The organism is Viridibacterium curvum, from assembly GCF_039544165.1.
Taxonomy (GTDB): domain Bacteria; phylum Pseudomonadota; class Gammaproteobacteria; order Burkholderiales; family Rhodocyclaceae; genus Viridibacterium; species Viridibacterium curvum.
Window position 1 is genome coordinate 56,376 of record NZ_BAABLD010000002.1, and the last position, 22,598, is coordinate 78,973.

The following is a 22,598-nucleotide window of genomic DNA, read 5'->3' on the forward strand; positions in this document are numbered from 1 at the left end:
GCGCAGTTCAGTGATCGATGCGGCGCTTGAGCCCCACGTCGCGTTGCGACGCGCGCAGGAACATTTCGCGATAGGCCGGCGCAAGCTGCGCGGCTTCACCGCTGGCGTGGGCCAGCGTCGTGCTGTAGTCGGCCATCAGCGCGCGGGCTTCAGCACGCAAGGCTTTGGCATTCACCTGTGTAGCGACGCCGCCTTCGCAGACCACTGCGCCATTCACGATGGTGGCGCGCACCGAGCTGCCGTCTTCGCAGAACACCAGCTGGCGGTGCAGGTCGTTGAGCGGGGTGAAGGCGTGCGTGTCGAGGTCGAGCAGCGTGAGATCGGCAAGCGCCCCGACGCGAAGTTGCCCCAGCTCATCGCCATAGCGCATGGCGCGCGCGCCGCCGTGCGTCATGGCGTGCAGGATCTCGGGCGCCTTCGGCCAGTCGAGGTAATCGGGCTCGGCGATGTTTTGCAACAGGGCGGCGGTCTTGCCGGCCAGCCACAGGTTGGTGGTGTCGTCGGTGTTCATCTCGTCGGTGCCGATGCACAGTGGCACGCCTGCGTTGCGCAGTTGTCGCCAGGGCATCGCTCCGCTACCCAGCCGCAAGTTGCATACCGGGTTGTGGGCCACCGACGCGCCCGCTGCGGCGATCAAAGCGATGTCTTCAGAATCGATCCAGATGGCGTGGATAATCATCATCCGGGCATCCAGCAGGCCCAGGTCGTGCACATATCGCACGAGTGATCTTCCATATTTGTCCTCGCCCAGCACGCGTTGCAGCTTGGTTTCGAGGATGTGGATGTTGAAGGGCAGGTCGTGCTGGCGCGACAGGGCAGAGAGGCCCTCGAAGTAGTCGACCGTGACGCGTTGCGGGGCCGAGCAGGAGACTGCGGCGCGCAGTCGCCCCTCCGCCTTGCCATGCCATTTTTCGATCAGGTGCGCGTACAGCGACAGCAGCTCCAGCGAGGACTGGCGCGGCGCGGCGTCCATCGCGGCACGTTGCTCGGGCGTCAGCAGCTCGGCGAGGAAGGGGTACTTTTCGTACTCGACGACGTTGGGTTGATCGATGGCGACCGTGGCGCGGATGCCCACATCGGCATAGGCCTGCATGATGGCGTCGATGCTGCCTTCGCTCGCGATCGGCACATGGTAGGCATCGTCATGCACCGCCGTGATGCCACGCTGGACCATCTCCAGTGCGCCCAGCGCCGTGCGCACGTAGATGAGTCGATCACTGTCGCCGCCACTGGCGAGCGGCGGCACCTCGTGCAGCATGAAGAGTTCGAGCGGCAGCCCGTCCAGGCTGCCTTTCATGAGATTGCCGGGCGAATGGAAGTGCGCGTTGATGAGCCCCGGCATCGCCAGCAAACCCTCGGCATCGATCACGCGTGCGGCACCGGCGAGGTGCGGCAGGCCGGCATCCGGCCCGATGGTGGCGATGCGATTGCCGGTGATCACGATGTCGGCGCAGGGCCATTCGCGATCGGCCGTATCGAGGCACAGTACGCGGGCGTTACGGATGACGATGCTGCTCATGCGAACAGTGAGCCCCAGCGCGGCGCCGCGCCACGCATGTCGACGCCAATGGCGTTCAGCGCGGCCCACACACCCAGCGCCGTGCTGTCGATGACGGGGATGCCCAGCTCGGCTTCAATTGGCGCGGCCAGCGTGGCGGCGGGGAAGTTGGTGCACAGGCTCACGATGGCCTGCGGTTTCGCGGCGCCGACCTTGCGCATCATCGCGGCGATGCGCGGCAGCGGCACGCTGGCGTAGCTGAGGTTGTCGCTCAGATTGTCGCTCGGGTCTGCATGCACTTCGGCGATGCAGTCGAAGCCTTCGCGTGCAAGGCAGTCCAGCGTGGCCTGCTGGCCTGAGTCCTTGTAAGGCGTGACCACCGCAATGCGCGTGATGCCGCGCGCAGCAAGCACAGCCTTCAAGCCGAGTATCGAAGTCGTCGCCTTGATTCCCGTTGCGGCGGTGATGGCCTCGGCCAGGGCCGCATCGTGCGCGATGCCGATGGTGGCGCCCTTGCTGCCGTTCCACACGATCACCTCGGGCTGCATATGTGCCAGCAGCGCGGCGGCGGCGAGTGGGCCGTCGTGGTTGTAACTGTTCGGGTACGGGTCCGTGCTGCCGAACACCGGCGTGCGCGAGAAGTGCGGCGACACCTGAGGCAGATCACGCAGGATGCCCAGCGTGATGCGCTCGACCACGGTGTTGCCCGAAGGCGTGATGACGCCGACGAAGCGCTGCTGCGCGGTCCAGGCCTCGGCGGCAGTGGGGGTGTTGGTAGTCATGAGTCCGAGAAATCCAGAACTGGCTCCGATTCCGTCATTCCCGCCTGGCGGGGTAAGCAGGCATTTCGGCGAATGCCGAAAGCACGCAAAGCGGGAATCGCCGTGAACGCGAAGCCTTGCTTATTGATCCGGGCAAGTGAAGCTTGTTTTTTTCAGAGGTGGCAAGAACAGCCCTCACCCGGCGCTTCGCGCCACCCTCTCCCAAAGGGCGAGGGGTCTTGCACCCTTCTCCCCTTGGGAGAAGGGCAGGGGATGAGGGAGGTTTTGCGCTCACAAGGTTCAAACTGAATCTGGTCGGATCAACAATCACATCGAAGTGGATTCCCGCCTTCGCGGGAATGACGGCATTACTTACTCCTTCCAGCGATACGTGGTGTAGCCCCAGGGCGCAGTGACCAGGGTGATGTGGTAGCGCGTCGCGAGTGTCGGGATCTCGAAGAAATGCACTACGCGGTCAAAGAAGGCCGGCGCGGGCAGGAAGGCGCTGCGCTTGAAGTAATCCGAATGGAAGAACTCCAGCATGTAGCGCCCGGTCTTCAGCGAGTCGCCCGACATCAGGGGCTCCAGCGGGCGGCCGGTCTCCTGCGTCACGGTGCTCTTGATCACCTTCCAGCCCGTGCCATCGGGTACCGAGAGGTCGACGCGCATACCACCACCGGGGCGGCCGGCGTAGGTGTCGAGCACGTGACAGGTGAGCTGACCCGGGCCAGCCGGCGTCTGCGCGCTGGCACTCTCCGGCATGCCCATCAGCGCACCCATCGCACCCATGGCCATGGCGCCGCCGAGGAAGTCGCGACGGTCCATCTGTACATCGTCGAGCAGGCCGCGGAAGAGGAAGTCGCGGCGCGAATCTGTGTTGTCGTTCATGGTCGTGATCTCCGCTTACTGGCCGCGATAGGTGGTGTAACCCCAGGGCGAGAAGAGCACCGGGACGTGGTAGTTCTGCGTGGCATCGAAGACCGTGAAGCGCACCGGCAGTTTGTCGAAGAAGGGGCCGCTTTCCAGCTTGATACCCTTGGTCGCGTAGTACTCGGCCACGTACACCTCGAACTGGTAGCTTCCGGTCGGGATCGTGTCGCCCGTGAACAGCGGCTCGGCTGTGCGGCCAACCTCGTTGGTAGTGATCGTGCGGATCAGCTTGTAGCTGCCGCCTTCGAGTTTCGAGAAGTCGACGCGGATCTTGCCCGCGCCTTCGCCGGACACGGTATCCAGCATGTGCATTGACAGCCTGGCCATGTGGGTGCTCTCTCTGTGAGGTTTTTCAGTAACCCAGCGCACGCGGCAGCGTGAGCACGAGTTGGGGAACAAACATGCACACCAGCAGCAGGGCGTACATGAAGGCGATGAAGGGCCATACGTGTTTTGACAGTTCGCCGAGCTTCAGCCCGCTGACGCCACAGATGACGAACAGCACCACGCCCACTGGCGGCGTGAGCATGCCGATGACGAGGTTGAAGACGAACAGGAAGCCGAAGTGCAGCGGGTCAATGCCGAACTTGAGGGCGATGGGGTGCAGCAGCGGCACGAGCATGATGTAGGCCGCGTTCGATTCGAGGAACATGCCGACGATGAGCAGCGCAACCGCCACCAGCAGCAGATAGCCCGTCGGCGAGCTGGTCAGCGACTGGATGAGCTCCAGCAGCTTGTGCGGCAGCATGTCGATGGTGAGCATGTAGGTCACCACCGAAGCGAAGGCGATCATCGCGCCGACCACTGATGAAGTGATGGCGGTGCGGATCAGGGCTTCAGGCAGATCCGAGATCTTCAGTTTGCGGGTGATGAAGAAGCCGATCACCAGCGCGTAGACCACCGCAATGGCCGAGCCCTCGGTCGCCGTGAAGGCGCCACCGACGATGCCGCCGATGACCACCACGGGCATCATGAAGATGATGATGGAGCGCTTGAGCTCACGCAGCACCGGGCCAAACGAAAAGGGCTCGCCGGTGAGCGGGAAATTGCGTTTGCGCGCAATCCACCAGCACATGAACATCATGCCGATCACGAGGAGGATGCCGGGCACGACACCCGCCATGAACAGCCCGCCGACCGAGACGGTGGGCCCCGCCATGAAGGCATAGACGATCATCGCGCCCGAGGGCGGAATGATGGGGCCCAGATTTGCGGCAGCGGCACACAGGGCCGCCGAGAAGCCCACGCCATAGTGTTTTTTCAACGAAGGCAGCAGGGTCGAGCCCAATGCGCTGGCGTCCGCCACGGCAGCGCCAGAGACGGTGGAGAGGCCCAGCCCGGCGAGAATGGTGACGTGCCCCAGCCCGCCGCGCATGCGCCCGACGATGGTGTTTGCCAGATCGATCAGCCGCTCCATCATGCCGGCCTTGAGCATCAGCTCACCGGCCAGGATGAAGAAGGGGATGGTCATCAGCGGAAAGGCGTTGACCGCACTCATCATGCGTGAGGGCAACAGGTTGAATTCGACATCGCTGGCGATCAGGCCGCCGATGGCAGCCAGACCGAGCGAGAGGGCCAGTGGCATGCCGAACAGCGCGATGCCGAGGAATACGAGAATGACGAGTAGGCTCATCAGGACAGCTCCGCCTGCAGTTCGGGATTGACGTGTTGTGCGCCGGTGATGGCCTGCCAGATGAGGTGCAGTGCGCCATGCACACCACACACTGCCAGCGGCACGATGAACCAGGCCGCGCTGGCGGGCATCGATGCCATCAGCTCGTCCCACTGGTCCCACGCCATCACGGCCGACTCCCAGGCAACCAGCAGCAGCATGGCCGCACCGAGCAGCGCAACCAGCCGCGCTGTGGCGCTGCGCAGGTGGGCCGGGAAGCGCACCACCAGCATCTCGATGCCGATGTGCGCGCCGCCCTTGAGCCCAAGGGGAATCGCCGTGAAGATCGACCACACGAAGCACAGCCTCGCCAGCTCGTCGGCCCAGTTGATCGAGCTGTTGAACAGGTAACGCAGCGCGACCTGGATGGCGACGACGGCCACCATGACCACGATCTCGGCCACCAGGGCCCAGCCCACGGCGACGTCGAAAGCGGCGATGAGCAGGGCCAGCGGGCGCAGCGGCCCGCTGTCGACCATGGGAGTGAAACGTGTTGTGCCGTTCATGGAGATGTCCTCGTGCGAGTAGACAGAAGATCGGTCAGAAGATCGGTCAGGCGATCAGTTGCTGGCCTTCTTCACTTCGTCCAGCACCTGATCGACAAACGCGGCACCGAGGCGCTTCTTCACGTCATCCACCACGTGGGCGGTCGCAGCCTTCATCGCTGCGCGCTCGCTTGCGGGCAGTTCGGTGTAGATCATTCCCTTCTTCTGCAGCTCGACCAGCGAATCCGCATCGGCCTTCACCGACACGCTGCGCTGCCATTTGATGGCGTTGGTCATTGCGGTGCGCAGGATCTTCTGGTGCTCGGGCGAGAGCGCTTCCATCTTTTTCTTGTTGGCGACCACCGAGATGAAGTCGAAGAAGTGGCCCGTATTGGAGACGTACTTCTGCACCTCGTAGAAGCGGCTGGCGAGAATCAGCGCGAAGGGGTTGTCCTGCCCGTCGATGACCTTCTGCTCCAGCGCCGAGTAAACCTCCTTGATGTCCATCGGCAGCGGGTTGGCGCCCAGCGCGCGGAAGGTGGCGAGGTGGGTCTCGATCGGCTGCATGCGGATCTTCAGGCCCTTCAGATCAGCCATGGTCTTGATCGGCTTCTGGCTGTTGGTCACCTGGCGCGAGCCCAGCTCCATGAAACCCAGTGAGGTGAATCCCTTGTCAGCCATCTTGGCTTCGATCAGGTCGACCGTCGGGCCATCCATCACCTTGTAGGCCACTTCGCGGCTCGGGAACATGAAGGGCAGGCTCACTGCTTCGAGCTCCGGCACCGTGCGCGACAGGAAGGCCATGCCCACCCAGCACATGTCGATGGTGCCCGAGCGTGTCTGCGTCACGTTCTCTTGCGCGCCGCCCAGTTGCTGGTTGTCGAACACCTCGACGATCAGCGTGCCCTTGCTGGCCGTGTCGACTTCCTTCTTGAACATCTGCATCGCCATCGACGACGAGTGGTCCGGCGCAAAGTTGCCGGCGATGCGCAGCTTGGTCTGCGCGCTGGCGAGGCCGCTGAAACAGGACAGGGCGAGCGCAAGAACGAGGGCGCGACGGATGGGCTTGTGATGCATGGCGATACTCCTTGACGGGTTGTTGGTGGCGGCGTTTAAAGATTGTATGCAATCTATTATGTCCGCCGTATGCAGCGAGTCAACGTAAAATTTGCTTTATTATCAATATATTATGAGTATAAATGGTGCATGACGTGGTGCATGAGCCCGCTTTTGGTGCAAGATGCAGACGGGCTTGCGAAAAGTCGATGTATGCAATATGTTGGGGTGAAGACAGGGGCATTTCCTGCCTGAGAGCAGCGTCGCGAGGCAGCGACGTCTGCGTGCTTCCACGTCCGACAGCTGTGCGCACTGCCGATGCCGTGCGCCATGGAGACAACAGATCGTGATGCCCACCGGCACAGACCAGCCGACTCAAGCCACCCCACGGAGCCCTCGTGGCCCTCGTGGTAATGGGGCGCTGAGTTCAGAAGCCATTCACCAGCGCATCCTCGCGGCCGTCATGGAGCACAAGCTGCCGCCCGGGACCCAGCTCGTCGAAGAGCGCCTTGCGCGCATCTTCAGCGTCAGCCGCACCAAGGTACGCGAGGCCATCGGCCGCCTCGTGCATGACCGCATCGCCACCAACATCCCCAATCGCGGCGCCTTCGTCAGCAGCCCCACGGCAGACGAAGCGCGCGAGGTCTTCTTCGCGCGCCGCCTCATCGAGCCCAACCTGATACGCACCGTCGCCCGGCTCGCCACCCCGCGCCACATCCAGCAGCTGCGCGCCCACGTGGCCCGCGAGGCCGAAGCGCGCACCACACCGGGCAGGGAGCACGAGCTGATCACGCTGACCGGCGACTTCCACATCCTGCTGGCCGAAATCTCGGGCAACAGCTTCCTCGTGCGCACCCTGCGCGAACTCGAATCGCTCACCGCCCTGATCATCCTGCTCTACGACGCCCCCGACGAGCAGCACTGCGCGCACGACGAACACCCGCGCCTCGTCGACGCCATCGAAGCGCGCGACGGCGAGCGGGCCGCCCTGCTGATGCACACCCACCTCGAACACGTCGAGCATTCACTCAAGCTCGCGCCGCCCGAGGCGGGTGAGGTGGATCTTGAGAGTGTGTTTGCGTGATGGGTGAGTTGGGGCGGGTGCCCGCCATCTGCCCTCACCCGGCCCTGACGGGCCACCCCCGCTTCGCGGCCCACGTCTGGCATTGCACTGCCAGACGGCTGCGCAAGCGTGCGGCATGCCGCACGAAGCCCTTGCTCGCCCCCAGGGAGAGGGGACTGCAACGACCTCCACGGGATCGAACCGGCACGCTCCGCGCCGTTCCCTCTCCCTCGGGAGAGGGTGGCCGTAGGCCGGGTGAGGGTAAATCGTCCCCCTTCAGCAAGCGCCCCTTCAGCGACGCCACTATAAAACTTGATCAAGCCCCGAAAGCCCCCACATGCGCATCCTGCTGATCAACGCCAACACCTCCGACTACGTCACGCAGAAAGTCGCCAGCGTCGCGCGCACCATCGTCTCGCCCGGCACCGAAGTCATCGCCGTCACCGGCGAGTTCGGTGCGAACGTCATCGCCACGCGCACCGAGCTGGCCATTGCCAATCACGCCTGTCTTGATCTTCTCGCCAAGAACGCAGAAGGTTGCGACGCTGTCGTCATTGCCGTCTCATACGACGTCGCCCTGTGGGCCGCACGCGAGATGCTGACCATCCCCGTCATCGGCATCACTGAAGCCGCGCTGCTCACCGCCTGCCAGCTCGGCACGCGCATCGGCGTCGTCATGTTCGGCCCGCGCGTGCTGCCGGTGTATCAGGAGCTTGCCGCGTCCTACGGCTTCGCCTCGCGCATCGCCGGCTGGCGCGGTGTCGACACCAGCGCGCCCTATGCCGCCGGCAACCAGGACGAAGCTGACCGCCTCGCCATCGCCGCCGCCAATTCGCTCGTCGAGCAGGATGGCTGCGAGGTCGTTGTGCTCGCTGGCGCCGTCATGGCCGGCGTGCCGCAGCGCCTGCAGGCACAGGTGCCCGTGCCCCTGCTCGAAGGCGTCAGCTGCGCCATGCTGCAGGCCGAATCCCTCACTCGCTTGAAACCCATCAAGCCGCGCGCCGGCAGCCTCGCCGCGCTGCCTGCGCGCGCGCAGGTCGGGCTCAGCGATGCGCTGGCTGCGCAGTTTGGAAAGAAGGAGTCTGAATACGGCAATGGGGCATGAGTTCGCAATACCCACGAAACTTCGTCATTCCCGCGCAGGAGCACTGCTGTCCGTAATAAATCCAGAAAGACGTTTTTGCTGGGGAGCGAAAAGCTGGCCCTCATCCCTAACCCTTCTCCCGTGGGGAGAAGGGGACAAAAGCCCTCTCCCTATGGGAGAGGGTTGGGTGAGGGCCGCTGCCCGGTCCATTCGACAAGGCGTTCTCGCAAACGCAGCAGCCTTCAAGCTTTCAAAGCAACTTCAAAATTTATTACAGGCAGCGATGTGCGCAGGCGGGAATGAAGACACATCGCAACGCTTCGTAGCCGACGGCACCAAAAAAGGACACCCCATGAAATTCACCAAAGAACCCATGCCCCTGCCGCTGCGCCAGCACGGCCGCTACGACTACAGCCCCATCACCGAGCGCCCCGATTTCAGCTGGCCCGGCGGCAAGCGTCTCGCCGTCTTCCTCGCGCTCAACCTTGAGCACTACGCCTTCAACGAAGGCATTGCCGAAGACCTCGTGCCCGGCATCCCCGCGCCCGATGTGCTCAACAACTCCTGGCGCGACTATGGCAACCGGGTAGGGGCCTGGCGCCTGCTCGATCTGTTCCGCGAGCTCGACCTGCCGGTGACCCTGCTCATCAACTCCGCGCTCTACGACGCCTGCCCGCAGCTCATCGCCGCCTTCCGCGAGGCCGGTGCCGAAGTCGCCGCGCATGGCCGCACCAACTCCGAACACCAGGCCGGCTTCGACGAAGCCACCGAGCGCAGCCTCATCTGTGACGTGCGCGACAGCATCGCCGCGCACGAAGGCACGCCGCCTGCCGGCTGGCTCAGCCCGTGGATTGCCGAGACGGCCGTGACGCCCGACCTGCTGCACGAAGCGGGCTACCAGTACCTCATGGACTGGTGCATGGACGACCAACCCGTCTGGCTCAACACGCGCAGTGGCCGCATCCTCTCCATGCCTTACCCGCAGGAGATCAACGACAGCGCAGCCATCATCGGCCGCCAGATCGGCGCCGAAGAATTTGCCGACATGATCGTCGACCAGTTCGACGAAATGACGCTTCAAGCAATAGACCAACCCCTCGTGATGAGCGTCGCGCTGCATTCCATGATCATCGGTCAGCCTTTCCGCATGCGCCACCTGCGACGGGCGCTCGGCTACCTCGCGTCACAGCGCCAGAATTGCTGGATTGCACGTGCCAGCGATATCGCGACACACTTTGTGGCGCAGTCGGGCCGCTGAGTGGGGCGCTATGGGCTGCACGCTTGCGGCATCATGCCGCGTGTCTACTTCAGTGTGCGCCCATGAAAGCTGTTTCCCGAACTTGCGTCGTGAAGTTGTGACTTGCCTCGTGAGCTGATGCGCAGGCGGCGGATGCGGCAGGCGAGTGGATAATCGGCATCCGGGGCGGACATCAGGCCGACGGTGACTGGCCCGCATTCGAAGGGCGCCAATGCGTGCGCCCAATGCCGGCAGCTATGGCCATGGCTGCGCCTGCATCAAGCCGGACGGCTTCAAGGCTGCGCGCATTGTCAGCGCACGTGCTGCGCGAGCGGTCTATGCGCATGATCGTCGCGCATGAACGGGCCCCGCGACGCGAGCACCGGCACGACAAGGCGCTCTACCCGACGGGGCAAGCGAATTGGATGTGATGCAGTGTGCACGTGACCGCCCGGGCCGCCTTGCCCGGCGAGAGAGGGTGGAGGAACTGCAATGTCGATCTGGATGCTGATCGGAGGGCTGCTGTTGCAGGGCATGCTCGGCTACATGCTCTTCATGGTGGTGGTGTTCTGGGGCGGTGGGCTCGCCAATGGCCGGTCCTTGGCTCTCTGGCAGATCCGCGTGCTGGACCTGTTCATGTTCATCGTGCCCGGTGCGTCGTTCGCGCTGGGTGTAGTCCTCGTTGTGCGCTATGCGCTCGACCTGCCAGCGTTCAGCGGCTGGTGGCATCTGTTGCCGCTGATGCTTTTCCTGATATTCGCTGTCTATGCGGCACGCCTGCCAAGGCGATGATGCGAGGCGGAAGGATGTAGTCCGCTGCGCGTGTGGGCGTGTGCTCAGACAGGCTGATCAGTCGATGGTGGTTGTGTGCGACGACGCGGCAGAAAGCCGCGCACCTTGCAGAAATGGATGCGGATGTCGAAAGTGGAGCGAGGTCAGGGCGCGCCATCCAGCCAGGAGAAGATGGGCGCCGCCGGGGCCTCCTCATTCGTCATCACGGTGACCGGGGTCAACCATTGTCACCTTGTGCCACGCATGGCCTGCCCGATCTGGCGCTGTACAGGGTGACCGGGCGGGGCTATTTTGTGGGCTTGCTCCGCTGGAGAAGCGCCATGAAACGCTCATTCACTGCTGCCGAACTGCAGGTCGCGCAAAGCGTCTTCCAGAAGACCCTGCCGTATGACCGCATCGCCATCTCAGACCGCGCCGGCCTCGACGGCAAGCCCTACACCATGGGCGGCGGGCGGGGCGACCCGGACTGGGAGCGCGCGCCCAGCTTCACGCTGAACGTCGGTCCCGCGCACTACAGCAACGGCATGCACACCGGGCCAAAGCCGGCACCTGCGGCGAGCGGCACGCGTATCGTCGGTGTGAGCGTGGCCGTCTCGCCGAGCGCGACGCCGGCGTGGTGCCTGATTCACGAACTCACCCACGTCTGGCAGAGCCTCAACAGCAGCTGGCCTGCGTCCTACATTTTCGGGTCAGCCATCAACCAGCTGGCCTCCGGCGCAGCGGCCTACAGCTATCAGGCTGGCGCACCGTGGGAGAGTTACAACGTCGAGCAGCAGGCCAGCCTCATCGCTGACTGGTACGGGCAGGGGGCGAGTCCGGATTCCGCGCTGTTTCCCTACATCCGCGACAAGATCCTGCAGGGCAAGATCTTCTGACGGTGGCGTTGCGCAGCCGGCCCGATTGTTACTTCAGGCCGATGGGCGGGCGTGGCTGCGTCAGCACCTCGGGTTTGAGGATCTGGTCGAGCTGTTCCCTGGTCAGCAGCTTTTTCTGCAGCACGAGTTCGTAGACGCTGCCGCCGGTGATCAGCGCTTCCTGCGCGATTTCGGTGGCGTTGGCGTAGCCGATGTAGGGATTGAGCGCGGTGACGAGGCCGATGGAGTTCTCGACGCTGCGGCGGAGCAGCTCGCGGTTGGCAGTGATGCCGCGCACGCAGCGCTCGGCGAGCGTGAGGCAGCCGGCGCGCAGGTGGGCCACGCTCTTGAACAGGCTGTGCGCAATGATGGGCTCGAAGGCGTTGAGCTGCAGCTGGCCGGCTTCGGCGGCGAAGCTGATGGTGACGTCGTTGCCGATCACTTCGAAGGCGATCTGGTTGACCACCTCCGGGATCACCGGATTCACCTTGCCGGGCATGATGGACGAGCCGGCCTGGCGCGGCGGCAGGTTGATCTCGCCGAGCCCGGCACGCGGGCCGGACGAGAGCAGGCGCAGATCGTTGCAGACCTTGGAGAGCTTGACCGCCACGCGCTTGAGCACGCCCGAGAGCTGCACAAAGCTGCCGCAGTCCTGCGTGGCTTCGACAAGATTGGGCGCGGTCAGCACGGGAATGCCGGTGATGGCGGCGAGGTGCTGGCGCACCAGGCCTGCGTAGTCGGGGTGGGCGTTGATGCCGGTGCCGATGGCGGTGGCGCCGAGGTTGATCTCGCAGATCAGCAGGGCGGCCTCGCGCAGGCGGGCGATGTCTTCGCCAAGCATCTCTTCGTAGGTCGAGAACTCCTGGCCCAGCGTCATGGGCACGGCGTCCTGCAGCTGGGTGCGGCCCATCTTCAGCACGTCGGCAAACTCGCGTGCCTTGTCGCCAAAGGCCTCGCGCAGGATCTGCATGGCGTCGATCAGCTGATGCACGCCGACGTAGCCGGCCAGCTTCAGCGAGGTGGGGTACACGTCGTTGGTGCTCTGGCTCATGTTGACGTGTTCGTTGGGGTGCAGGTGGGCGTACTCGCCCTTGCCATGGCCCAGCAGTTCGAGTGCGCGGTTGGCAATCACCTCGTTGGCGTTCATGTTGGTCGAGGTGCCGGCGCCACCCTGGATCACGTCGACGACGAAGTGTTCGTGCAGGGCGCCAGCGCGGATCTCTTCGCAGGCGCGCACGATGACATCGCAGAGCCGGGCATCAAGCAGACCCAGATCACGGTTGGTCAGGGCCGCCGCCTGCTTGATGGCCGCGAGGGCGCGCACCAGCTCGGGGTAGATCGAGATCGGGGTGCCGGATATCGGGAAGTTCTCGACGGCGCGCAGGGTGTGCACGCCGTAGTAAGCCTCGGCGGGCACGGCGCGGTCGCCGAGCAGATCGTGTTCGATGCGATGTGGAAGTTGCGACATGGCGTGCTCCAGCGGGCGGATCAGGGGATCTGCCGACGCTACCAGCCACAGTTGCCGATGGCACTATCGGTAAACCGCGGCTGGCGTTCGGCCCGCAGTAGACACGGCCTCGTGTCTGTGAGTTGCGTGTTGCCCGCTCAGAGCATGCGCGAGAGGTTGAACACCGAGATGGCGCTGATCAGGCTGCCCACGAGGATGAGCAGCGTGCGTGTCTTGAGGTGGCGCGTGATCAGGGCGGCGAAGGGCGCGGCGAAAAGGCCGCCCACGGTGAGCCCGGCCACGATCAGCCATACCGAGTGATCAAGCACTGCAAAGAAGGCGGCAGCGACGCTGAGGGTGAGGAAGAACTCCGCCAGATTGACCGAGCCAATGGTGGTGCGCGGATCCTGCCCGGCACCCACCAGCGAGGTGGTGACAATCGGCCCCCAGCCACCGCCGCCGGTGGTGTCCATCAGGCCGCCGACGAGGGCCAGCGGTGCGACGCGGGCGGCGCTGATCTGGCGTGCGGCCGCGCGCTTGCGAAAGGCTTTGGAGAGCACGTAAAGCCCCATCAGCAGCAGATAGCCGGTCACGAAGGGCTTGAGCGTCTTGCCGTCGATGTTGGTGAGCACCCAGGTGCCGATCAGGGCGCCGGCAATGCCGGGCAGCAGCAGCGAGAGGAACAGGCGACGGTCAACGTTGCCCAGCTTGAGATGCGAGATACCCGACACGCCGGTGGTGAAGACTTCGGCCAGATGCGTGGCGCCGCTGGCCATGGCGGGCGACACGCCGGCGGCGAGCAGGAAGCTCGACGAGGTGATGCCATAGGCCATGCCCAACGCGCCATCGACGATCTGCGCCAGCAGGCCCACCGCCAGCGCGCTCCAGAACACGGGGCTTTGCAGCGCGTCGCGCACCAGATCCACGCCGGAGCTCACGCCGTTCTGGCCGAACAGCCGATAGAGCAGGTAGGCCGCCATGCCGATCAGAAAGGTGACGACGAGGTAACCTGCAATGCGCAGCACGGGGTGCTCGCCCGCGTGGGTGACGGCGTATTCGACAGGCGGAATGCCCAGTGCCTCATGCTCGGGGTTGATGGTCTGGTCTTGCAGGTCGGGGTAGCGCAGTTTCATCGGTTCAGCGTTCGTGTGCGAAGGAGGCCACGAGCCTATACAGACCACCCTGCGGTGTCACGCATCTGCAGGAATATTCCCCAGACAAACGTTACGTAAGGCTGCGCATGTGCAGTGAAATCGCTCACCTTGCCGGGGTGTTGCGAGGTGAGGCGGCGGTAAGCACCGCCCGCAGCCCGCAGCCCGCAGCCGGCGCTGCGCGCCACCCTCTCCCTGCGGGAGAGGGGTTGGGGTGAGGGAGAGCGAAGGGCAGCGGAGGGAGGGCCGGCAGGGCCGTTCGCGAGAGACCGCCTTACGCCCCATCGTGCCCCTTTGCGCCCCTTTGCGCCCCTTTGCGCTCCATCGCGCGCCATGTGCGCCGCGCAGCGTGGCGGCGTGCAGATTCCAGCCCGCTTCAAGCGCACCAGATCCTGCTTGCCGGCCTCAGGTCAGCGCGAAGCGCACCGCCTGTGCACCCTGCCACAGGCATCGCTCGCCGAGCGCGCGCAGGTTTTCGCGCCCCTCGGTAATGGTGAGGAAGTGATTGCCGGCGAGCTGCCCCAGCTTGCTGGAAAAGCTGCAGGCGCCGTAGGCCAGGATGATTTCGGTTTCGCTGTAGCCGCCGGGGTAGAACAGGATGTCGCCGGGGGCCGGGTGGCTGGTGGCGTTCTCGAAACCCACGCCCAGCTTGAACTCGCCCATGGGAATCCAGCAGCCTTCGCCACTCCAGCGCACATGGATGAGTTGCTGCGCCCAGGGCAGCAGTTTTTCGAAGGCGGCCACCGTGAGCGGGGCGTCGGGATGCGGCTCGGCGATGAAGTGGAAGTCGCCGGCGGTAATCTGCAATCGGTTCATGCGGGCGGGCTCGCAGTTTGGGTGGATGGTCAGGAGAAGGTGACGCGCGCCGCGCCCAGCGTTTCGCCGGCTGCGGTGGTGAAGCGCGCTTCAAAGCTGCGCGGCGCCTCGGCAAAGTGCATGCCGTTCCAGGTGCCGGTCGTGAGCAGGTCGCCGGCCTGGATGCCACCCCAGTCGGTGGCGCCGGCATTTGCCCACCAGGCAAGCTGGCTTAGCGGATCGCCGAGTGGATGACTGCCTTCGCCGCTCGCTACGGCGTGCCCATCGATGTGGCTATGTGCCGTGAGTGCGTGCCATTGCCGCACGATGTCGGGCCAGGCGGCGATTCGTTCGCCAAGTACGAAGCTGCCGTGCAGCATGCTGTCGGCAAGGCGCAGGAAGGGCCCGGCGGCAGATGGATCAGCGAGCGCAGTGTCGACGATCTCGATGGCGACGTAGGCGCTGTCAATGGCGGCGATTACTTCACTCTGCGCGTAGGGTTGCGGGCGTGGTGGCAGGGCACGACCGAAGCGCACGGCGATCTCGGCCTCGATCCCGATGACGCGAAAGGCATTGCGCCGAAGACGTGACTGATTGGGCACCACTGCAGGGAGTGCAGCGCGTACCGGGACGATGCTGTCGGGGCTGATGCCGATCTTCCATGCGGTGGGACGACGTGTTCCCTGCATCTGTCGCCAGGCGGCAGCCTGTATGGCATAGGCGTCGGCGCGATTGCCGGGAAGTGCATCACCGCAAGCGGTCAGAGCCAGTGGCGTGCGTGCGCCACGCGCTGCCAGCAGGCACTGCGCGAAGTGTTCAATGGCGGACGCTTGCATCATCGAGTGCCACGCACGCGGGGTCGAGCGGGGGTCGGCAGATTGCAGGGCAGGAACTGGCCGTGGCCCGATTTGCCGAGAAACTGGCCGCTGTCGGCAACGACCTTGCCGCGCGACAGCGTGGTGCGTGGCCAGGCCGACACGGTCTGGCCCTCATAGGGGGTGTAGTCCACGTCGTGATGCAGGTCGGCGTTGCGGATGGTGCGTGCGATGCCGGTGTCCCAGATCACGAGGTCGGCATCGGCGCCGATGGCAATCGAGCCCTTGCGCGGGTAGAGGCCGTACATCTTCGCGACATTGGTCGAGGTCAGCGCCACGAAATCATGGATGTCGAGCCGCCCGCCCAGCACGCCAGCCGAGAACAGCAGCGCGAGGCGCGTCTCCAGCCCCGGTATGCCATTCGGGATCTGGTTGAAGGCGGCATCCTCGCCGGCGACGAACTTGCCCTGCGGATCGTCGAAGCGGAAGGGCGCGTGGTCGGACGAGAACACCGCGAAGCTGCCCGACTGCAGGCCATCCCAGATCACCTGCTGGTTGGCAGCGTCGCGCGGGGGCGGGCTGCAGATGCATTTGGCGCCGGGGTGGTGGTGGGTGTGTTCGTCCAGCCCGAGGTCGGCGGCGGTGAGAAAGAGGTATTGCGGACAGGTCTCCGCATACACCTGCAGCCCCTGCGCCTGCGCCCACTGGATCTGCGCCACCGCTTCGCGCCCCGACACATGCACGATGAGGATGGGCACATCAACCAGCTCGGCCAGTGCGATGGCGCGATGCGTGGCCTCGCGCTCGACCAGCATGGGGCGCGAGGCGGCGTGATAGGCCGGCGCCGTTTTGCCCGCGGCCAGCAGGCGTTCGGTGAGCCAGGCGATGCAGTCGCTGTTCTCGGCATGCATCATGACCATCGCGCCTTCGGCGCGCGCTACCGACAGCACGTCGAGGATCTCGCGGTCGCCGAGCTTGAGGTCGTCATAGGTCATGTAGATCTTGAACGAGGTGTAGCCCTCGCGGATCAGCGCGGGCAGTTCCTCGTTCAACACCTCGGGCGTCGGGTCGCTGACGATGAGGTGAAAGGCGTAGTCGATGCAGGCCTTGTCACCGGCGCGGCGGTGGTAATCATCGACCGCCTCACGCAGGCTGTGGCCCTTCATCTGGCAGGCGAAAGGAATCACGGTCGTGGTGCCGCCACAGGCGGCCGAGCGCGTGCCGGAGAGAAAGTCGTCGGCCATCACCGAGCCATCGTTCATGGGCTGATCGAGGTGGCAGTGGCCATCCACACCACCGGGCAAGACGTAGCGACCCTCAGCGTCGATCTCTTCGCGCCCCGCTGCGAGCTGCGCACCGAGGGCCACGATGCGGCCGTCGATAATGCCGATATCGGCATCGAAGGTGTCTGCCGCCGTCACGCAGCGCGCGTGGCGGATCACCAGGTCAAAGGTGGCGTCAGTCATTTGTCAGGCAACCTCGCTGAACAGACGACCCCAGCCCTTGATCTGCGCGGTGTCGTAGCCCGTCATGCGCAGCATCTTCCAGATCACCGTGCTGACCGTGTCGTAGACGGGTATGCCGTAAGCGGCCTCCCAGCGCTCGACGAGGTGAGCGGCCTTAAGATTGGTGCAGAAGGTGCTGATCGCAGCGGGGGCGGGCTTTGCACTGGCGACGCTGGCGACCATGTAGGTCAGCTCGGACTCGCTGACTTCGGAAAAATCGAAATTGACGCTGATGCCAAGATGCTTTTCAGCCGTGCACGCCATGTCTTCGCTGGCGAAGTTGCTGAGGATCTTCTGCTGAACGTCGTCGGTGTAAGGCGTGACGAGGCCCAGGGACTTGCGGCCGGTCTTGCGCATGATCTCCTGCAAGGCGAGCGTGGAGGTGGTGGCCGGGATGCCGGTGGCGTCCTCAATGCGCTGGCAGAGGATGCGGTCGGCCTCCAGCCCCAGCCAGCCGGCCGAGGTGCCGCTCCAGCCGATGCACTGCACCTTGGCGTCGGCCAGCAGGCGCGCGGCGGCGAGGATTTTCTCGTCGTCGAACTGGCCCAGTGCTGCCGGCTTGAGCGAGATCTCGGTGACGGGAAAGCGCGCAAAGTGCGCCGATACGCCGGGGGCGGCGGCACACAGGGCGCTGGTGAGGGGTTCCAGCGAGGTGTTGGAGGACGGCGTGAGGATGCCGAGAAGGGTGCGGGAGGAGCTCATGCCGTGTATTTCCAGGAACGCCGCCGGAATGGCGACCAGCAAGCTGAGTGTCCTGCAAGTGGGGGGCTTTGCCAGCCACTCAACGTGAATGAGCTTTATTCGGGCAGTTTGGGGGTGCCGCTGTGTCAGACCAGTTTGCGCAAGGCGTAGAGCGCTTCCAGTGCTTCGCGCGGACTCATGTTGTCCGGGACGACTTCGGAAAGTTTCGTGAGCACGGGATGCTGTACGGCAGTCGGTTCTGGTTCGGGCAGTGACGCGAACAGATCGTCCTGCGGCCCACTGGCGACTTCGCGGGATTCCAGCGCGCGCAGTCGGCGCTTGGCCGACCCGCGAGTGGTGCAGGCAGCCTGGGCCGCCGAGCAGGTGTCGTCGGGCTAGACCAGCTTGCGCGGCGCGCAGAGGGCTTCGAGCGTTCGCACGGGCTCATGCGAAGCACGTGCTTGAACTGTTTTCACGGCGTTGATCTAACCAGGCGAACGCGCCAGGGGGTACCGCGCGGGTCGTGGTTTGTCCCCGACTGCCACGCCGAATCAAACGCCTTGAAAGTCCCGAGTTGGGTATAGACGGGATCTGCCGATGATGACCAGAAAATGAGGGAAAAGGTTGCGCCCGCACTATCCGGAAAATAAGCGGTATTGATGTAAAGCGTTTGCGGCGCGCTGAAACACACAGACAAGGCCGCCGCGCTGAGCGTGCTGCAGAAGTTCGGCTCAACATAGTAGAGTGTGTCAAGTTCTGCATAGCTGGGCAGGCGCCAGTCATTCGATCCACACAAGCCAGCAGCGTTTACGGCGTTGACGAACCCTGCTGCATTGGTGGGGGCATCTATCTCGGCTTGGGAGGGCTTCGTCGGGGCGGTCAAACTGAAGTCTCCTTTCTGCGCGAGCAAGGCATTGTCGTAGTTGGTGTAAGTCTTGTTTTTATCGTGCAAGCCGCCGTCGCTGGTCTTGACCTCCCAGACCAGTTTTGTCGCGTTGTCGCGCACGCAAGACCAGGTTGTTGCTGTGCCGGCTAACGGCAAGCCGGCTGCGTCCAGTTTCGTCATGCCCGTGGCGGGCCAGCCCGAAACAATGCTGACGGTAGCGGGGGGGCTGCCGACTTTTCCGTCATTCACGACCAGCTCGATGACATAGGCTCCCAGTTTGTCTGCGACGAAGGTCGGTTGCATCGCACTTGTGCTGGATAGGGCGGCGACGCTGCCAGCGGGCTTGCTGATGATTGTCCATTTGTAGGTCAGCGCGTCCGCGTTGGCGTCGTGGCTGGCACTGCCGTCAAGGTTGACGGTTGATGTCACCGGGATGTTTTGTGTTGAGCCCGCATTGGCAACGGGTGCCGTGTTGCCTTGTGCTGTGCTGCTGCCGGATGCGCCTCCACCGCCACCGCCACAGGCAGAAACCAGCACAACCGCCATCAACGAAATCGCGAGATGACGTATTCCAGGTTTGTTTCCAATGCGCATTGCGGCTCTCCCCGATTCTTTATGCATTTCATTTACTCATGTGTCGGGAGGCGATCATAGAGTACTTCTTATACCTTTTGATCCCGTTCTTGCTGAGTTCGCACATGATCCTGGCGTCATCGCCAGCTGGAATGCATGCTTTGCGCCATCACAGACTTTTCTTCAATGCATACAGCGTTTCGAGCGCTTCGCGCGGGCTCATGTTGTCCGGTTCGACTTCGGAAAGTTTCGTGAGCACGGGATGCTGTACGGCAGTCGGTTCTGGTTCGGGCAGTGACGCGAACAGATCGTCCTGCGGCCCGCTGGCGACTTCGCGGGATTCCAGCGCGCGCAGGCGGCGCTTGGCGTCGCGCACCACAGCCGGTGGAATGCCGGCGAGGGCGGCGACTTCGATGCCGTAGCTCTGCGAGGCGGGTCCATCCTGCACGGCGTGCAGGAAGACGATGCTGTGGCCATGTTCGACGGCGCCGAGGTGTACGTTGGCGCATTCGGGCGTGTCGTGGCCGAGGCGCGTGAGTTCGAAGTAGTGCGTCGAGAAGAGTGAATAGCTGCGGTTCTGGTCCAGCAACTGGCGCGCGATGGCGTAGGCGAGCGCCATACCGTCGAAGGTCGATGTGCCGCGGCCGATCTCATCCATGAGCACGAGGCTGCGATCGGTCGCGCCGTTGAGGATGGCGGCGGCTTCTGTCATCTCGACCATGAAGGTGGAACGGCCGGAGGCGAGGTCGTCGGATGCGCCGATGCGCGTGAAGATGGCGTCGATGGGGCCGATGCGGCAGGCGCTGGCCGGTACGAAGCTGCCGCAGTGGGCGAGCAGCACGATCAACGCGACTTGCCTCATGTAAGTCGATTTGCCGCCCATGTTGGGGCCGGTGACGAGCAGCATGCGGCGCGTGGGCGAGAGCAGCACGTCGTTGCTGATGAAGTTGTCGACCTGGCGTTCGACGACAGGGTGGCGGCCAGCCGTAATGGCGATGACGGGTTCATCGACGAGTTCGGGTTGGCGGTAGTCGTAGGCGGCGGCGACCTGCGCGAAGGCATTGAGGCCGTCGAGCTGGGCGACGGCGTGGGCAATGCGCTGCAGGCGGGGCACCATGGGCGCGAGCTGCTGCACGATGCCGTCGTAGAGCAGCTTCTCGCGGGCCAGTGCGCGTTCGTTGGCCGACAGGGCTTTGTCTTCGAAGGTCTTGAGTTCGGGCGTGATGTAGCGCTCGGCATTCTTCATCGTCTGCCGGCGGCGGTAGTCCTCGGGCACCTTGTCGGTGTTGGCGTGCGTGACTTCGATGTAGAAGCCGTGCACGCGGTTGAACTCGACTTTCAGGTTGGCGATGCCGGTGCGTTCGCGTTCGCGCGCTTCGAGTGCGACGAGGAACTCGCCGCAGTTGCTCTGGATGTCGCGCAACTCGTCGAGCTCTGTGTCGAAGCCGCGTGCGATGACGCCACCGTCGCGCACCATCGTGGCAGGTTCTTCGGCAATGGCGGCGCGCAGGAGCATCAGGGCGTCTTGCGGCGTGGCGAGTGCAGCGTGGATTTCTGCGAGCAGGCCGACACCGCCCCTCTCCCCTTGGGAGAGGGGTTGGGGTGAGGGTGTTGTCACAGCATTGAAGATGGCGGTCAGCACCGCTTCGGATTGCTGAAGGACATCGTTGTTCCAGAATCGCAGCACGCTGATGCCCTGACCGGCCAGAAATGCACTGCGAACCTCATCGTGCGTTCTGCCTTGGGCTTCGTTGTGTTGGCCGCCATCGAGTTCGATGGCGAGCTTCAGTTCGTGACAGTAGAAATCCAGGACATAAGGTTCAATCGGATGCTGGCGGCGGAATTTTGCGCCAGCCATGCGGCGGTCACGCAGCACGTACCAGAGGGCGCTTTCGGCGTCGGTCTGGTTGTGGCGGAGTTCGCGGGCGAAGTTCTTGAGGTCTTCGGGGAGGGAGGCGTGGTCTGTGTGACCGTCGTTCGCCCTCACCCCTGGCCCCTCTCCCGGAGGGAGAGGGGAAAAGATGGCGGCTTCGCTGGCTTTGCTTATGGGGGCCCGAAGCTCATCCAGCGCAGCCAGACTGTCACGCAAAGCCGCCAGTTCACGCGGGCGCACGCTGGTCAGCGCAATGCGCGTGGCGATGCGTTCGATGTCGGCAATCGGCTTGAGCGCGGCAGCGATGGCGCTCATGGGGCCGTCGCCGGCGTCGCCGAGCAGGGTGGCGACAGCCTGGTGGCGTGCGCGGCAGGTGGTGCGGCTCGACAGCGGGTGGTGCAGGGCGTGGCGCAGCCAGCGCGAACCCATGCTGGTCGCCGTCAGGTCGAGCAGGGAGAGCAGGGTGGGGGCGGGCTCGCCGCGCAGGGTCTCGGTGATTTCGAGGTTTCGGCGAGTATGCGCATCGAGGCGCAGGTAATCGCCTTCGGCCTCGACCTTGAGTGTGGTGATGTGGGCGAGCGACTGTCGCTGCGTACTACGGGCGTATTCGAACAGCGCCGCAGCGGCGGCGAGTGCGACGTCGCGCCCTTCGGCAGCGAAGCCGGCGAGGTCGTGCGTGCCGAAATGCTTCGTCAGCAGTTCGGTGGCGGTCTTGGCGTCGAACTGCCAGTCGGCGAGGCGGCGTAATGCGGGCACGCGGGCTTCCAGCGCAGGCAGCTTGAGGCTGTCGGGGATCAGCGCTTCAGCCGGGCGCAGGCGTTCGAGCTGGGCGATGAGGTTTTCGGGGTCGGTCTCGGCGATGCGGAAGTCGCCGTTGGCAAGGTTCAGCCAGGCCAGACCCAGCACGCCGCGATGCAGTTGCACGGCCAGCAGGGGGGCTTCGGCGCGGTCATCGAGCAGGGCGGCGTCGGTCAGCGTGCCGGGCGTGACGATGCGGCTCACCGCGCGCTCCATCGGCCCCTTGGTGGTGCCGGGGTCACCGACCTGTTCGGCAATCACGGCCGACTCGCCCATCTTCACAATCTTCGCGAGATAGGGTTCCAGCGCGTGGTGCGGCACGCCCGCCATCTTGATCGGGAAGCCACCCGAGGCGCCGCGCGTGGTCAGCGTGATGTCGAGCAGGCGCGCGGCCTTCTCTGCGTCGCCGAAGAACAGCTCGTAGAAGTCGCCCATGCGGTAGAACAGCAGGGTGTCGGGATGCTGGACCTTGATGCGTAGGTACTGCTGCATCATGGGGGTGTGGGAGGTGATCTCCTGTTCGGTGATCTTCCTGAAGTCGTACAAGGCTAACTCTCGCGGTAGGACTGAGCGCCACGGGCGCGTGAAGGGCCGTAGTTTAGCGGTAGAGGGCGCCGTCAGCTGGGGGCGCCGGCTGACGCT

21 protein-coding genes are annotated in these 22,598 nt (G+C 64.5%); 6 read left to right on the forward strand and 15 right to left on the reverse strand.

Annotated features, from left to right (window positions below; genetic code table 11):
- Positions 1–7 precede the first annotated feature (7 nt).
- The 7 genes from ABEA02_RS01375 to ABEA02_RS01405 form a co-directional block, all read right to left on the reverse strand.
- Complete coding sequence (locus ABEA02_RS01375) at positions 8–1,519, reverse strand: amidohydrolase family protein (protein ID WP_345531031.1); 1,512 nt, start codon at positions 1,517–1,519, stop codon at positions 8–10.
- Positions 1,516–2,280, reverse strand: coding sequence for a maleate cis-trans isomerase family protein (locus tag ABEA02_RS01380; protein WP_345531032.1), 765 nt, complete (start codon positions 2,278–2,280; stop codon positions 1,516–1,518). The genes ABEA02_RS01375 and ABEA02_RS01380 overlap by 4 nt, the downstream gene beginning before the upstream one ends.
- A 351-nt stretch (positions 2,281–2,631) precedes the next feature.
- On the reverse strand, positions 2,632–3,147 hold the full coding sequence (gene uraH, locus ABEA02_RS01385) for a hydroxyisourate hydrolase (protein WP_345531033.1): 516 nt from the start codon (positions 3,145–3,147) through the stop codon (positions 2,632–2,634).
- A 15-nt stretch (positions 3,148–3,162) separates the two neighbouring features.
- Positions 3,163–3,516 (reverse strand): hydroxyisourate hydrolase, encoded by a 354-nt coding sequence (uraH, locus tag ABEA02_RS01390; RefSeq protein WP_345531034.1) that lies wholly within the window; start codon positions 3,514–3,516, stop codon positions 3,163–3,165.
- Positions 3,517–3,541: 25 nt separating this feature from the next.
- Entirely contained in the window at positions 3,542–4,822 is a 1,281-nt protein-coding gene (locus ABEA02_RS01395) for a TRAP transporter large permease (RefSeq protein ID WP_345531035.1), read from the reverse strand.
- Positions 4,822–5,367 carry a TRAP transporter small permease gene (locus tag ABEA02_RS01400; protein WP_345531036.1) on the reverse strand — a complete coding sequence of 182 codons (546 nt, stop codon included), beginning with the start codon at positions 5,365–5,367 and terminating at the stop codon, positions 4,822–4,824. Before ABEA02_RS01400 ends, ABEA02_RS01395 begins: the two co-directional genes overlap by 1 nt.
- Positions 5,368–5,421: 54 nt before the next feature.
- Positions 5,422–6,423 (reverse strand): TRAP transporter substrate-binding protein, encoded by a 1,002-nt coding sequence (locus tag ABEA02_RS01405; protein ID WP_345531037.1) that lies wholly within the window; start codon positions 6,421–6,423, stop codon positions 5,422–5,424.
- A 328-nt stretch (positions 6,424–6,751) separates the two neighbouring features.
- On the opposite strand from ABEA02_RS01405, the gene ABEA02_RS01410 reads away from it, so the two are divergent.
- From ABEA02_RS01410 to ABEA02_RS01435, 6 genes are all read left to right on the forward strand, one after another.
- Positions 6,752–7,486, forward strand: a complete 735-nt coding sequence (locus ABEA02_RS01410; protein WP_345531038.1) for a GntR family transcriptional regulator — start codon at positions 6,752–6,754, stop codon at positions 7,484–7,486.
- A gap of 316 nt (positions 7,487–7,802) precedes the next feature.
- Positions 7,803–8,570: an aspartate/glutamate racemase family protein gene (locus ABEA02_RS01415; RefSeq protein ID WP_345531039.1), complete on the forward strand. Its 768-nt coding sequence runs from the start codon at positions 7,803–7,805 to the stop codon at positions 8,568–8,570.
- Positions 8,571–8,901: 331 nt separating this feature from the next.
- Positions 8,902–9,807, forward strand: a complete 906-nt coding sequence (locus ABEA02_RS01420; protein WP_345531040.1) for a polysaccharide deacetylase family protein — start codon at positions 8,902–8,904, stop codon at positions 9,805–9,807.
- A 211-nt stretch (positions 9,808–10,018) separates the two neighbouring features.
- Complete coding sequence (locus ABEA02_RS01425; protein ID WP_345531041.1) at positions 10,019–10,147, forward strand: hypothetical protein; 129 nt, start codon at positions 10,019–10,021, stop codon at positions 10,145–10,147.
- Between the two features lie 131 nt (positions 10,148–10,278).
- Entirely contained in the window at positions 10,279–10,578 is a 300-nt protein-coding gene (locus ABEA02_RS01430) for a hypothetical protein (RefSeq protein WP_345531042.1), read from the forward strand.
- A 320-nt stretch (positions 10,579–10,898) separates the two neighbouring features.
- Complete coding sequence (locus tag ABEA02_RS01435; protein ID WP_345531043.1) at positions 10,899–11,453, forward strand: hypothetical protein; 555 nt, start codon at positions 10,899–10,901, stop codon at positions 11,451–11,453.
- Positions 11,454–11,481: 28 nt separating this feature from the next.
- Here the strand turns inward: ABEA02_RS01435 and aspA are convergent, their stop codons facing one another.
- The 8 genes from aspA to mutS all read right to left on the reverse strand — a co-directional run bounded on the left by aspA (position 11,482) and on the right by mutS (position 22,448).
- Complete coding sequence (gene aspA, locus ABEA02_RS01440; RefSeq protein WP_345531044.1) at positions 11,482–12,900, reverse strand: aspartate ammonia-lyase; 1,419 nt, start codon at positions 12,898–12,900, stop codon at positions 11,482–11,484.
- 137 nt (positions 12,901–13,037) lie between these two features.
- On the reverse strand, positions 13,038–14,012 hold the full coding sequence (locus ABEA02_RS01445) for a sulfite exporter TauE/SafE family protein (protein WP_345531045.1): 975 nt from the start codon (positions 14,010–14,012) through the stop codon (positions 13,038–13,040).
- Positions 14,013–14,435: 423 nt separating this feature from the next.
- Positions 14,436–14,846 (reverse strand): DUF3830 family protein, encoded by a 411-nt coding sequence (locus ABEA02_RS01450; RefSeq protein ID WP_345531046.1) that lies wholly within the window; start codon positions 14,844–14,846, stop codon positions 14,436–14,438.
- 29 nt (positions 14,847–14,875) lie between these two features.
- The gene (locus ABEA02_RS01455; protein WP_345531047.1) at positions 14,876–15,664 is read right to left on the reverse strand and encodes a fumarylacetoacetate hydrolase family protein; all 789 of its coding nucleotides are present in this window, start codon (positions 15,662–15,664) and stop codon (positions 14,876–14,878) included.
- Positions 15,661–17,106, reverse strand: a complete 1,446-nt coding sequence (hydA, locus tag ABEA02_RS01460; protein WP_345531048.1) for a dihydropyrimidinase — start codon at positions 17,104–17,106, stop codon at positions 15,661–15,663. The genes ABEA02_RS01455 and hydA overlap by 4 nt, the downstream gene beginning before the upstream one ends.
- A gap of 3 nt (positions 17,107–17,109) precedes the next feature.
- Positions 17,110–17,847, reverse strand: coding sequence for a maleate cis-trans isomerase family protein (locus ABEA02_RS01465; protein ID WP_345531049.1), 738 nt, complete (start codon positions 17,845–17,847; stop codon positions 17,110–17,112).
- A 451-nt stretch (positions 17,848–18,298) separates the two neighbouring features.
- A complete protein-coding gene (locus ABEA02_RS01470; RefSeq protein WP_345531050.1) occupies positions 18,299–19,333 on the reverse strand; it encodes an Lcl C-terminal domain-containing protein in 1,035 nt (344 codons plus the stop codon).
- A 121-nt stretch (positions 19,334–19,454) separates the two neighbouring features.
- The gene (mutS, locus tag ABEA02_RS01475) at positions 19,455–22,448 is read right to left on the reverse strand and encodes a DNA mismatch repair protein MutS (RefSeq protein WP_425584658.1); all 2,994 of its coding nucleotides are present in this window, start codon (positions 22,446–22,448) and stop codon (positions 19,455–19,457) included.
- Positions 22,449–22,598 lie beyond the last annotated feature (150 nt).